General features: G+C 43.5%; 8 protein-coding genes and 3 rRNA genes. All 11 read left to right on the top strand.

Features of this window, described 5'->3' with window-relative positions; translation table 11 throughout:
- Positions 1-2 precede the first annotated feature (2 nt).
- The 11 genes from IGJ14_RS12650 to rrf all read left to right on the top strand — a co-directional run bounded on the left by IGJ14_RS12650 (position 3) and on the right by rrf (position 13980).
- Positions 3-644, top strand: a complete 642-nt coding sequence (locus IGJ14_RS12650) for a YesL family protein (protein ID WP_019723545.1) — start codon at positions 3-5, stop codon at positions 642-644.
- The gene (locus IGJ14_RS12645; RefSeq protein WP_066025642.1) at positions 641-2149 is read left to right on the top strand and encodes an extracellular solute-binding protein; all 1509 of its coding nucleotides are present in this window, start codon (positions 641-643) and stop codon (positions 2147-2149) included. The genes IGJ14_RS12650 and IGJ14_RS12645 overlap by 4 nt, the downstream gene beginning before the upstream one ends.
- Before the next feature lie 78 nt (positions 2150-2227).
- The gene (locus IGJ14_RS12640) at positions 2228-3331 is read left to right on the top strand and encodes a glycoside hydrolase family 88/105 protein (RefSeq protein WP_019723547.1); all 1104 of its coding nucleotides are present in this window, start codon (positions 2228-2230) and stop codon (positions 3329-3331) included.
- A complete protein-coding gene (locus IGJ14_RS12635; protein WP_019723548.1) occupies positions 3328-4647 on the top strand; it encodes a glycoside hydrolase family 28 protein in 1320 nt (439 codons plus the stop codon). The genes IGJ14_RS12640 and IGJ14_RS12635 overlap by 4 nt, the downstream gene beginning before the upstream one ends.
- A gap of 5 nt (positions 4648-4652) precedes the next feature.
- Positions 4653-5534 (top strand): alpha/beta hydrolase family protein, encoded by an 882-nt coding sequence (locus IGJ14_RS12630; RefSeq protein ID WP_019723549.1) that lies wholly within the window; start codon positions 4653-4655, stop codon positions 5532-5534.
- Positions 5534-6439 (top strand): pectinesterase family protein, encoded by a 906-nt coding sequence (locus IGJ14_RS12625; RefSeq protein ID WP_019723550.1) that lies wholly within the window; start codon positions 5534-5536, stop codon positions 6437-6439. Before IGJ14_RS12630 ends, IGJ14_RS12625 begins: the two co-directional genes overlap by 1 nt.
- Entirely contained in the window at positions 6440-6865 is a 426-nt protein-coding gene (locus IGJ14_RS12620; protein WP_019723551.1) for a DUF4064 domain-containing protein, read from the top strand.
- The gene (locus tag IGJ14_RS12615; protein WP_195476078.1) at positions 6852-8414 is read left to right on the top strand and encodes a glycoside hydrolase family 43 protein; all 1563 of its coding nucleotides are present in this window, start codon (positions 6852-6854) and stop codon (positions 8412-8414) included. The genes IGJ14_RS12620 and IGJ14_RS12615 overlap by 14 nt, the downstream gene beginning before the upstream one ends.
- A 541-nt stretch (positions 8415-8955) precedes the next feature.
- A 16S ribosomal RNA gene (locus IGJ14_RS12610) occupies positions 8956-10516 on the top strand.
- A 344-nt stretch (positions 10517-10860) separates the two neighbouring features.
- Positions 10861-13775: ribosomal RNA gene (locus tag IGJ14_RS12605) — 23S ribosomal RNA — on the top strand.
- Positions 13776-13864: 89 nt separating this feature from the next.
- Positions 13865-13980 (top strand): 5S ribosomal RNA (rrf, locus tag IGJ14_RS12600).
- Together the 16S, 23S and 5S rRNA genes form the textbook arrangement of a ribosomal RNA operon.
- The last annotated feature ends 14 nt before the right edge of the window (positions 13981-13994 follow it).

Raw genomic sequence — 13994 nt, 5'->3', positions numbered from 1 at the left:
AGATGTTGCAAAAGTTAGAGAGTACAAATAAAAAATTAATCAGATTCCTGCAACTCATTTACTTAAATTTTTTGTGGGGAATATTAGTTGTTTTGGGTCTCGGACTATTCACTTTTGGTCCAGCGTCTTACGCAATGGTCTCAGTAATCCGGAAGTGGTTACGCTCATCTGAGGATTTTCCACTGACACAGACGTACTTTCACTATTTTAAAGAAAACTACAAAGAAACGTTGTTGATCAGTTGGTTGTATTTTTCAGTTGCTTTCGTCTTATACGTAGATCTTGCCTATATCCAAAATTGGTATTTACGCGTTGTGATTTTGGTCATTAGCTTTTTTTACGTGTTATCTGCACTATATATTTTCCCAATTATGGCCCATTACCAATGGCAAGGGATGTTTTATAAAATCAAAATGGCTTTTTTATTCGGTTTTTCTCAGTTACATTATTCACTCGTTTTACTGTTGATCATTATTGGCAGTTACGCGATAATTATTCGCTTGATACCGGGTATGTTGACGTTCATGGGGAGTAGCTTCTTCTTTTTTGCCATCACTTGGACAGCGGTGCAACTATTTGATCGTCTTAAAAAGAAAGAAGTAGCAATAGATAAAAATACATTCAGTGAAGGAGAACAATTATGAAGAAAAAAACGTTAGTAACAGCAGGGATCGGTTTGCTCAGCATACTTGCTTTGTCAGCTTGTGGCAATGATTCAAGTGACACATCCGCAGATACAGAGGATGGGAAAACGCGAATCACGTGGTTGAACATTTTACATACAGCTTCACCACCTAATGATACGATCGTTGATAAAATCGAGGAGAAAACCAATACAGAATTGACGTTTAACTGGATTCCTGATGCGTCAAAAGAGGAACGGTTGACCACTGCATTAGCTTCAAATGAGCTGGGAGATATCGTGACACTACAAATTGCTATGCTAAAAAATTCCTCTGTACGAAATGCATTGAAGTCCGGTGTTTTCTGGGATGTGTCTGATTATTTAGCTGACTATAAAAATTTAAGTAAAATATCAGAGGATCGAATCGAAGCGGCAAGTATCGATGGTGCATTGTATGGCGTACCTATGCAAAAAGACTATGCTCGTGCAGGTTTAGTTATCCGGAAAGATTGGTTAGATAATCTAGGCTTAGAAGTACCAGATACATTGGATGAACTTTATGAAGTAGCAAAACAATTCACAGAAAATGATCCAGACGGCAATGGTGTCGATGATACGGTTGGTTTTGGCGATCGCGCGCCAAGTGATATCCGTTATACAAGCTTCAAATTATTCACTTCGTATTACGGCGCACCAAATGGTTGGAAAGTAGAGAGCAACGGGAAATTTACTCCCGAATTTGATACAGATGAATATAAGAAAGCGATGGATTTTTCTAGAGATTTATTTGAAAACGGTTACTTAGCGCAAGACTTTGCAGTGACTCAAAAGACAGACCAACAGGAACAATTTGCACAAGGTAAGACAGGGATCTATACCGGGATGATCGATATCAAAAACCTAAAAAATATGGGGAAAGATATTCAACCAGAGATGGAGCTTGTGCCAGTAAATAAAATATCAGATGGTGAAGATGGGGATTATCATGTGTGGTCAGAAGGAAATGGCGTAGGGGGATTATTGGCATTTCCTAAATCCTCGGTCAAAGATGAAGCACAATTGAAGAAATTACTTCAGTTTGTCGATGATTTATTAGAAGAAGATATGTATAAATTGATGACAGGTGGTATTGAAGGAACACATTACCAATTGCAAGACGATGGCGCAATCGAATATATCGACATGGACCTTTGGCAACAGGAAGTGCAACCATTGTCTAGTTCAAGACCAAGTGAAGTCACATTTTCGTTTAAAGATGCTGATCCAGAGAAAGAATTATCCAATCAATTAGTCAAGGAAAATGAACAGTTTGTAGTGTTAGATCCAACGGTTCCATTAGATTCAGAGAAAAACAATGAAGTCGGTTCAGAAATCGAAAAAATCATGATCGATGCAACTGTCCAATACATTATGGGACAAATAGATGAAGATGGATTCAAACAAGCAATCAGCAATTGGCGTGCCCAAGGTGGCGATCAAATTGCTGAAGAATACGAAGAGGCTTATAAAGCTGCACAGCAATAGTAGATATATCAAGAAAGGGCTGTAACCATTCCAACCGCAGCCCTTTCTCTCTTAAAATGATTGATTGGAGGAAGAAGATTGAATTGGTCAGAGAAATTAGCAGATAGTATTATGGCGCGTACACCCTATTTGTATCTAGATAAAGGATATAAACAAAAATGGTCTTATGATTATGGCGTTGTTTTGAAAGGATTTCAGTTGTTATGGCTGAAAACAAAGGAGAAGAAGTACTTAGACTTCATCCAAACAAACATTGATTACTTCGTACAAGAAGATGGATCGATCAAAGGCTATGAATTAGAAGAATACAATATCGACCATATCAATACCGGAAAACTGTTCTTTATACTCTATAAAGAAACAGGAGATGAGAAATATCGCAAAGCAGCAGAAACTTGCGCCAAACAATTGTTGAATCACCCACGAACATCTGAAGGTGTATTTTGGCATAAGGCAATCTATCCTTGGCAAATATGGTTAGATGGATTGTACATGGGAGCGCCTTTTTATGCGGAATATATCCAAACCTTTATGTCGAAAAAAGACTATCAAGACGTTTTACGTCAATTCGAGATCAGTTATCAGCGATTGTTCGACTCAAAAACGAATTTATTGTTCCATGCGTGGGATGAAAAAAAGGTCCAACCTTGGGCGGATACAGAAACGGGATTATCTCATCATTTTTGGAGCCGCTCAATTGGTTGGTATTTGATGGCGTGTGTTGATACTTACGAGTTGTTGCATAAAGAAGTGGATTGTCGATTATTGGGGCGGATTCTGACATCCACATTAGAAGCATTGTTACCTTATCAATCAGAAACTGGCACCTGGTACCAAGTAACAACCGAAACGAACCGTAAAGGGAATTATCTAGAAGCTTCAGGAAGCAGCATGTTCGTTTATGCGATGGCAAAGGGGATTCGCATAGGAATATTGGAGAAGGAAGTGTGGTTTCCTCAGTTGAAAAAATCTTATCAAGGCTTATTTGATGAATTTGTTTTGGAAACAAAAGAAGGCTGGTTGAATCTGAATAAAAATTGCCAAGTTGCAGGTTTAGGCGGGGCGGACCAAAGAGATGGTTCTTATGCCTACTATATTAGTGAGCCAATCGTATGTAATGATCAAAAAGGTGTTGGGGCTTTTTTGCAAGCCTTAGTAGAAGTGGAAGGTGTATCTAGGTGATAAATATTTTAAGCTTAGGTGCCTCAGTCGATATACTCAACACGACGGTGATCCAACAAGCCATTGATCAAGTAGCAGAAGCAGGTGGGGGAAGAGTAACCATTCCAAGTGGGCAGTTTTTAACGGGGCCATTGTGCTTGAAAAGTAATGTGGAGTTGTATCTTTCTCCTGGAGCAGTATTGAAATTTACAGATGACCCAGCCCAGTATTCAGCCATTTTATCCAGCTGGGAGGGGGTACCTAAAAAGGTCTATGCTTCATGTATCTATGCGCAACATGCAGAAAATATTGCTGTCACTGGTTTAGGGAAATTAGATGGTAGTGGTCCTAACTGGTGGCGCATTTTTCGAGAGGAGCATGAAACACTTGAGTACCCGCGACCAAAATTGCTTGGTTTTGATCATTGTCGACGAGTAACGATTCGTGATATCCAGTTGGTCGACTCACCAAGTTGGACGATCCATCCGAATCATTGCCAAGATGTGACTATCGATCACGTAGTCATTTGTAATCCTGCTGATTCGCCGAACACAGACGGTATTGATCCAGAGTCTTGTCATAATGTGCATATCAGTAATTGCCATATTGATGTGGGCGATGACTGTATTGCGATCAAAGCAGGGACAGAGGATGCCGTTAATAAAGTGCCTTGTCAAAATATCACGATCACTAATTGTACGATGGTACACGGTCATGGTGGCGTAGTTTTGGGCAGTGAAATGAGTGGCGGGATTCGGAATGTAACGATTTCGAACTGCGTATTCCAACAAACCGATCGTGGAATTCGATTAAAGACACGCCGAGGTCGAGGTGGGATGATCGAAGATGTCCGAGTAACTAATTTGATCATGGACCAAGTACTGTGTCCGTTTGTCATCAATCTTTATTATTTTTGCGGGCCTCGTGGCAAAGATCCCTATGTCTGGGACAAGGAAGTGTATCCAATCGATGAGCGAACGCCACAAGTTCGACGTGTTCATTTTTCATCGATCACTGCTCGAAATGTTCATGCTTCCGCGGGCTTTATTTATGGTCTAGCAGAACAAGCGGTTCAAGACATTTCTTTCGATCATGTCGATATATCAATGGCAAAAGATGCAAAAGCGGGCGTGCCAGCTATGATGACAGGTTTAGAACCCATGCGCCAACAAGGATTTTATGTGCGGTTTGGTAAGCATATTTCTTTCCAGCAGATCACGATCGATCATCATGAAGGGCCAGCAATCATGATTGAAGATTCGGAAGATATCGAAATTAAACGTATGCGATCGACAGAGTTGGATAAAAAGAATGTATCTATTATAGAAGGAACTTAAATAAAATGGAGTTGATCGAGTACTTAGGGAAAGACGCACGTTGCTTGAGACCGAGTGGTAGCTGTTTATCACAAAAAATCAACGATGATCAAGTAATTGAGTATTATCAATTGATATTAAATGATCTTGAACCTGTTTCTGCCATTTATGTTTATCCAGTAAAAAAGAAGGAACCTTTGCCTGCTGTGATCTATCTGCATTCACATGGGGGTGATTTTTCACTAGGAAAAAGTGAGTTGCTAGCAGGTGCATCCTATTTTGTAGAACCTTCATTTGCAAAGGCCTTGACGAGTATGGGGTATGGTGTATGGGCGATTGATGCTTGGGGATTTGAAGAACGCGGCGGAATTGCTGAAAGTGAACTTTTTAAGCGATTCTTATTAACAGGACGAACACTTTGGGGAATGCGGATCTTTGATGTGCTAAGCTTGATCGACTACTTGGAAACACGAGAAGATATTGACACACAACGTATCGCCACGATCGGGTTATCTATGGGTGGACTATTAAGTTGGTGGACAAGTGCATTGGATGAACGTGTGAAAGTATGTATTGACCTAGCTAGCCAAGTAGAGGTTGAAACGCTCTTGAAACATCAAATGTTAGACTACCACGGTTACTATTATTATGTTCCTGATTTATTGACGGAGTATACGACCCTAGCTATTCAGCAAAAAATTGCTCCTCGTAAACGCCTCACTATAGTAGGGAAAAACGATCGAATGTGTCCAACAGAAGGCGTCTGTCGCTTGAATAAACAGCTAGATTTGCATTATCAACAATTGGGAGTACCAACGAATTTTCAAGGATACTCTTTAAATGGTGGACACTTTGAAACACGTGATATGCGAATGAAGTGGCAAGCATTTTTAAAGGAGCACCTATAATGAAAACAGAAATCGTGATCGACCCGATTCCAAGAAAAGCAGACTATCAGACCATTCAAGCAGGAATTGCTCATCTTAGCTCATTGCCGAATTACGTAAAAAAGACCATGATCATTCGAGAAGGGGTCTATCATGAATATATCGAATGTCGGCTGTCAAATTTCCAAATGTTTGGACAAGGAGAAGTAAAAATTGTTGGATGCCGTTTTGCGAAACAAACACTTTCATCTGGTGAAGCAAGAGAAACATTTCGAACCGCGACACTATTTCTTGAAGGAGAAAATATTCGTCTCGAAAATATACAAATCATCAATAACGCTGGTGCAGGAGAACAAGTAGGTCAAGCAATCGCGCTATTCAATTATGCCCATCAAGTCCAGTTGATCAATTGTCGGTTGTGCGGGCAACAAGATACATTATGCACAGGACCGTTGCCTCCGATTCAAAAAGATGGTCGCCCATTTTTTACCCCAGTGTTAAAGGAGCGTAAGTATTGTCGGCAATCTTATGAACGATGTTGGATCGAAGGGACGGTGGACTTTATTTTCGGTGGGGCAGATGCGTTGTTTGACCACTGTTTCATCCACAGTTTGGTTAGTTCTTCTAATGGTTATATCACAGCCGCTTCAACGGTAAAAGAACAAGAACGAGGTTTTCTTTTTTTTAGGTGTGCAATCATCGCAGATTACGAGGCACCTTCTATCTATTTAGGTCGACCTTGGCGTCCGTATGCTCAGGTGACATTTGAAGAGTGTGATGTAGGAGCGCATGTCTATCAAAGTGGCTGGCATGACTGGGATGAGAAACAAAACAGACAAACAGCCCGCTTTTATGAAAAAAATAATAGGTATCAAAGAGGAATTTGTCGCGAATCATGGGTTACTGTGGAAACGGAGGTCGATTAGATGACGAAAAAATGGGAAATAACTTTTGGCTTGATCGGTGGGTCTACCGCTTTGTTGTTTTTTGGTGGGATTGCTGTGACCTTCAATCAAATGTCTCTTTCAAATTTCCGAGAAACATACCAAGCTCTCTCATTAGAGGGCTTTGGTAGTGTAAAAGAAACCTTTGAGTCACTACGGAGCATGACGGGGTTGTTTAGCGTTAGCCTATTCCTCTCATTGGTTGGGCTGTGTCTGGCTCTTTACCTATCGTTGAAGGGAAAAGCAAGTCCGATGGCGGCACTCATTTATTTGATTTCAGGAGTCCTGCTGTTGTTCGGTACACAATTCATTGCGTACCCTTTTGTCTTTTTCTATCTATTAGCAGCGGGTTCAAGTATGTATCGCCAAAAAATAGAGAAAAGGTGGAGATCGGATGTTTCAAAGTAAAGTAGTCAATCCAATCATTCGAGGATTTAATCCAGACCCGAATATTTTGAAAGTGGGTAGTTCTTATTATGTGATCGTTTCTTCTTTTGAGTGGTTACCAGGTATTCGTGTATATGAATCGACAGATCTGATTAATTGGGAACATAAAACAGATATTTTAACTGATCAAGTATCGTTAAAGGGTCATCCAATCAATGGAAGTATCTGGGCGCCACAAATCAGTTACTCAGCTGGGCGATTTTATCTTATTTATACAGAGGTTAAAAGCGTAACACGTCCTTTTAAAGACACCCACAATTACATGATGATCGCAGAGGATATCAATGGACCTTGGGAAAGTCCAATCTATCTAAATAGTAGTGGTTTTGATCCCTCGCTTTTTCATGATCCACGTACAGGTAGGAAATGGCTTTTGAATGAAATCTGGGATTTTCGACTAACTACACCGAATAAATCAGCAGGGATCGTCATTCAAGAATATGATGCAAAACAAAAACAACTAGTCGGGCCGATTCACACGATCTTTACAGGAACCGAACTCGCAAAGACCGAAGCACCTCATCTTTACTATGTCAATGATTACTATTATTTGCTGACTGCTGAAGGTGGTACTGGTAGTGGACATGCTGTTACCGTTTGTCGTAGTCGTGATTTGTTAGGACCATACGAAGTCGATCCCCAAAATCCAATGTTGACAGCAAATGGGTATCCAAGCTCAAGTTTACAATGTGCGGGACATGCAAGTTTAGTTCAAACAGAATTCGACAGATGGTATATAGTCCATCTTTGTACTCGCCCTATCGAAGGTGTTGCTATCTTAGGTAGAGAAACAGCTATTCAAGAAGTGTATTGGACAGAAGACTATTGGTTGCGGATAAAAGAAGGAGGAAATGAACCAAGAGAGATCGTCACCATTCCAACACAAGAGAAAGTGATCCAAAAGATCAATTCTTGTTTTTTTGATGATTTTGCAGGTGAAATGAGAAAAAATTGGAACGCTCGTCGTTGTTTAGCAGACACAACTTGGTGCGACTTGACTAGCCGATATGGCTATCTAAGAATGCTCGCAGGAGAATCACTGCAGTCAACGTTTGACCAACACTTATTAGCGATACGGCAAACAACGTTTTCATTTATTGCACAAACTAAGATGGAATATGAGCCAAAGCACTTCAACCAAATGGCTGGGCTGCTTCTTTTTCTAAATGAAGAAAATTATTATTATTGCTGTGTGACCTGGGATGAAAAGATAGGGAAGTGTCTCCGATTACTTAGTGCAGTTGACGGTCATGTTACGATTAGGCCTGAAATTTATCCGCTAAGAGGAAGAGAGACAGTGATTAAAGTAGTTGTTGAAAAGACTTTTGGACAATTTTATGTGAAATGTTCGCAAGACTGGAAAAAAATCGGTGCTGAAATTGATGTGCAGACACTATCAGGTGGTTTTACAGGAAACTTTGTTGGTATTGGTGTGCAGGATTTAAACGTAAGAGGAGGGAGCTATGCTGATTTTGATTATTTCAACTATCAGGAAATAGAAATGGAATGAAATAAAAAAAGATTAGGTGCAGTGAAAGTTAAATTTTACCTTGACCAATCTTTTTTTTAATGATAGTATAGTCAACGTTGCTGAAACATGAAAACAATCATGAAATTTGTTTAAAAGTTTTGTTGACAATCATAATTCCATGTGATAATATAACGAAGTTGGTTATGAGAGATGAGTTTTTAGATGTTGATTTTATTAAGAAATAAACAAAAAAACATGTTGACAAATAACAAACGATGAGTTATGATGAGTGAGTTGCTAAAACGACCTCGTGAAAAACGAGTTCAAAAAACTTTTAAAAAATAGTTGACAATCATTCGAGAGTTTGCTAAGATATAAAAGTTGCTACGGCAATCACAAACGATAAGTTGAGGCAGTTGTGTTTCAATTATCACGTAGACCTTTGAAAACTGAACAAAGTAAGACAAACCAAATGTGTAGGGCGTCTTGATTCAATTCAAGACAACAAACATTTTTAACAAGCAAGCAATATGCTAGCAAACAAATTGAGCTTAACAATCGCAAGATTGTTCTAACTTTTATTTATGAGAGTTTGATCCTGGCTCAGGACGAACGCTGGCGGCGTGCCTAATACATGCAAGTCGAACGCTTCTTTTCCCACCGGAGCTTGCTCCACCGGGAAAAGAGGAGTGGCGAACGGGTGAGTAACACGTGGGTAACCTGCCCATCAGAAGGGGATAACACTTGGAAACAGGTGCTAATACCGTATAACAATCGAAACCGCATGGTTTCGTTTTGAAAGGCGCTTTACGGTGCCGCTGATGGATGGACCCGCGGTGCATTAGCTAGTTGGTGAGGTAACGGCTCACCAAGGCCACGATGCATAGCCGACCTGAGAGGGTGATCGGCCACATTGGGACTGAGACACGGCCCAAACTCCTACGGGAGGCAGCAGTAGGGAATCTTCGGCAATGGACGAAAGTCTGACCGAGCAACGCCGCGTGAGTGAAGAAGGTTTTCGGATCGTAAAACTCTGTTGTTAGAGAAGAACAAGGGTGAGAGTAACTGTTCACCCCTTGACGGTATCTAACCAGAAAGCCACGGCTAACTACGTGCCAGCAGCCGCGGTAATACGTAGGTGGCAAGCGTTGTCCGGATTTATTGGGCGTAAAGCGAGCGCAGGCGGTTTCTTAAGTCTGATGTGAAAGCCCCCGGCTCAACCGGGGAGGGTCATTGGAAACTGGGAGACTTGAGTGCAGAAGAGGAGAGTGGAATTCCATGTGTAGCGGTGAAATGCGTAGATATATGGAGGAACACCAGTGGCGAAGGCGGCTCTCTGGTCTGTAACTGACGCTGAGGCTCGAAAGCGTGGGGAGCAAACAGGATTAGATACCCTGGTAGTCCACGCCGTAAACGATGAGTGCTAAGTGTTGGAGGGTTTCCGCCCTTCAGTGCTGCAGCTAACGCATTAAGCACTCCGCCTGGGGAGTACGACCGCAAGGTTGAAACTCAAAGGAATTGACGGGGGCCCGCACAAGCGGTGGAGCATGTGGTTTAATTCGAAGCAACGCGAAGAACCTTACCAGGTCTTGACATCCTTTGACCACTCTAGAGATAGAGCTTCCCCTTCGGGGGCAAAGTGACAGGTGGTGCATGGTTGTCGTCAGCTCGTGTCGTGAGATGTTGGGTTAAGTCCCGCAACGAGCGCAACCCTTATTGTTAGTTGCCATCATTTAGTTGGGCACTCTAGCAAGACTGCCGGTGACAAACCGGAGGAAGGTGGGGATGACGTCAAATCATCATGCCCCTTATGACCTGGGCTACACACGTGCTACAATGGGAAGTACAACGAGTCGCAAAGTCGCGAGGCTAAGCTAATCTCTTAAAGCTTCTCTCAGTTCGGATTGTAGGCTGCAACTCGCCTACATGAAGCCGGAATCGCTAGTAATCGCGGATCAGCACGCCGCGGTGAATACGTTCCCGGGCCTTGTACACACCGCCCGTCACACCACGAGAGTTTGTAACACCCGAAGTCGGTGAGGTAACCTTTTTGGAGCCAGCCGCCTAAGGTGGGATAGATGATTGGGGTGAAGTCGTAACAAGGTAGCCGTATCGGAAGGTGCGGCTGGATCACCTCCTTTCTAAGGAATATTACGGAGACTACACACGTTTGTCGATACTTTGTTCAGTTTTGAGAGGTCTACTCTCAAAATTTTGTTCATTGAAAACTGGATATTGAAGTAAAAATGTAAGTAATACAAACCGAGAACACCGCGTTGAATTTGAAAGCTAAACAAATCGTTTAGCCTTAAGCAAAATAGGCGGCCAGAAGTGAAAGCTTGCTTTCACGGATTGGACGATCTTTTTGTCGAAGAGGCTGATTTGTGTGCTGGATAGAGTTTTTTAATAAGTTCAATTGCTTATTTTTCTTGATTGGACTTCTATCGCTAGAAGAAAGATCAAAACCCAACCGTAAGGTTGATAAGGTTAAGTGAATAAGGGCGCACGGTGGATGCCTTGGCACTAGGAGCCGATGAAGGACGGGACTAACACCGATATGCTTTGGGGAGCTGTACGTAAGCTATGATCCAGAGATTTCCGAATGGGGGAACCCAGCATCTTTTATAGGATGTTACGTATACGTGAATACATAGCGTATACGAGGTAGACGCAGAGAACTGAAACATCTAAGTACCTGCAGGAAGAGAAAGAAAATTCGATTCCCTGAGTAGCGGCGAGCGAAACGGGAAAAGCCCAAACCAATGAGCTTGCTCATTGGGGTTGTAGGACTCCGATATGGTAGTTCTTTCAGATAGTCGAATGACTTGGAAAAGTCAGTCAGAGAGGGTGAAAGCCCCGTAGATGAAATTTGGAAGGCACCTAGGAGGATCCTGAGTACGGCGGAACACGAGGAATTCCGTCGGAATCCGGGAGGACCATCTCCCAAGGCTAAATACTCCCTAGTGACCGATAGTGAACCAGTACCGTGAGGGAAAGGTGAAAAGCACCCCGGAAGGGGAGTGAAATAGAACCTGAAACCGTGTGCCTACAACAAGTCAAAGCCCGTTAATGGGTGATGGCGTGCCTTTTGTAGAATGAACCGGCGAGTTACGATTGCATGCGAGGTTAAGTTGAAGAGACGGAGCCGCAGCGAAAGCGAGTCTGAATAGGGCGTTTGAGTATGTAGTCGTAGACCCGAAACCATGTGATCTACCCATGTCCAGGTTGAAGGTGCGGTAAAACGCACTGGAGGACCGAACCCACGTACGTTGAAAAGTGCGGGGATGAGGTGTGGGTAGCGGAGAAATTCCAAACGAACTTGGAGATAGCTGGTTCTCTCCGAAATAGCTTTAGGGCTAGCCTCGGAATTGAGAATGATGGAGGTAGAGCACTGTTTGGACTAGGGGCCCATCTCGGGTTACCGAATTCAGATAAACTCCGAATGCCATTCATTCATATCCGGGAGTCAGACTGTGAGTGATAAGATCCATAGTCGAAAGGGAAACAGCCCAGACCACCAGCTAAGGTCCCAAAATATATGTTAAGTGGAAAAGGATGTGGGGTTGCACAGACAACTAGGATGTTGGCTTAGAAGCAGCCACCATTTAAAGAGTGCGTAATAGCTCACTAGTCGAGTGACCCTGCGCCGAAAATGTACCGGGGCTAAACATATTACCGAAGCTGTGGAGTACACCTTTAGGTGTATTGGTAGGAGAGCGTTCTAAGGGCGTTGAAGGTAGATCGTGAGGACTGCTGGAGCGCTTAGAAGTGAGAATGCCGGTATGAGTAGCGAAAGACAGGTGAGAATCCTGTCCACCGAATGACTAAGGTTTCCTGGGGAAGGCTCGTCCGCCCAGGGTTAGTCGGGACCTAAGCCGAGGCCGACAGGCGTAGGCGATGGACAACAGGTTGATATTCCTGTACTCGTTGTTTTTGTTTGAGCAATGGAGGGACGCAGGAGGCTAAGGAATGCAGACGATCGGAAATGTCTGTCCAAGCAGTAAGTCTTGATAGGAGTCAAATGCTTCTAACTTTAAGGACAAGCTGTGATGGGGAGGGAAATAATAGTACCGAAGTTCCTGACGTCACACTGCCGAGAAAAGCTTCTAGTGAGAAAACAACGACCCGTACCGCAAACCGACACAGGTAGTCGAGGAGAGAATCCTAAGGTGAGCGAGAGAACTCTCGTTAAGGAACTCGGCAAAATGACCCCGTAACTTCGGGAGAAGGGGTGCTGATCGTCAGATCAGCCGCAGTGAATAGGCCCAAGCGACTGTTTATCAAAAACACAGGTCTCTGCAAAATCGTAAGATGAAGTATAGGGGCTGACGCCTGCCCGGTGCTGGAAGGTTAAGAGGAGTGCTTAGCGTAAGCGAAGGTACGAATTGAAGCCCCAGTAAACGGCGGCCGTAACTATAACGGTCCTAAGGTAGCGAAATTCCTTGTCGGGTAAGTTCCGACCCGCACGAAAGGCGTAACGATTTGGGCACTGTCTCAACGAGAGACTCGGTGAAATTTTAGTACCTGTGAAGATGCAGGTTACCCGCGACAGGACGGAAAGACCCCATGGAGCTTTACTGTAGTTTGATATTGAGTGTCTGTACCGCATGTACAGGATAGGTAGGAGCCGTAGAAGTCGGAACGCTAGTTTCGATGGAGGCGCTGGTGGGATACTACCCCTGCGTTATGGCCACTCTAACCCGCACCACTAATCGTGGTGGGAGACAGTGTCAGATGGGCAGTTTGACTGGGGCGGTCGCCTCCTAAAGAGTAACGGAGGCGCCCAAAGGTTCCCTCAGAATGGTTGGAAATCATTCGAAGAGTGTAAAGGCAGAAGGGAGCTTGACTGCGAGACCTACAAGTCGAGCAGGGACGAAAGTCGGGCTTAGTGATCCGGTGGTTCCGCATGGAAGGGCCATCGCTCAACGGATAAAAGCTACCCTGGGGATAACAGGCTTATCTCCCCCAAGAGTCCACATCGACGGGGAGGTTTGGCACCTCGATGTCGGCTCGTCGCATCCTGGGGCTGTAGTCGGTCCCAAGGGTTGGGCTGTTCGCCCATTAAAGCGGCACGCGAGCTGGGTTCAGAACGTCGTGAGACAGTTCGGTCCCTATCCGTCGCGGGCGTTGGAAATTTGAGAGGAGCTGTCCTTAGTACGAGAGGACCGGGATGGACTTACCGCTGGTGTACCAGTTGTTCTGCCAAGGGCATTGCTGGGTAGCTATGTAGGGAAGGGATAAACGCTGAAAGCATCTAAGTGTGAAGCCCACCTCAAGATGAGATTTCCCATTTCTTTAAGAAAGTAAGATCCCTGAGAGATGATCAGGTAGATAGGTCAGGAGTGGAAGTACAGTGATGTATGGAGCGGACTGATACTAATCGATCGAGGACTTAACCAAAATAAAATGAAAAACTCGGAGAGTTTCTTACTAATACTTCAAATCCAGTTTTGAGTGAACAAGATTTACTCAATATAGATAACACCAAGTGTGGTGGCGATGGCGAGAAGGATACACCTGTAACCATGCCGAACACAGAAGTTAAGCTTCTTAGCGCCGATTGTAGTGAGGGGTTGCCCCTTGTGAGAGTAGGACGCCGCCACGCAAAGGAAAACAGTT

Origin of the sequence: Enterococcus sp. DIV1304_2, from assembly GCF_050555445.1 — a bacterium.
GTDB classification, from domain to species: Bacteria; Bacillota; Bacilli; order Lactobacillales; family Enterococcaceae; genus Enterococcus_B; species Enterococcus_B pernyi.
This window is presented reverse-complemented; position numbering and strand designations above follow the sequence as displayed.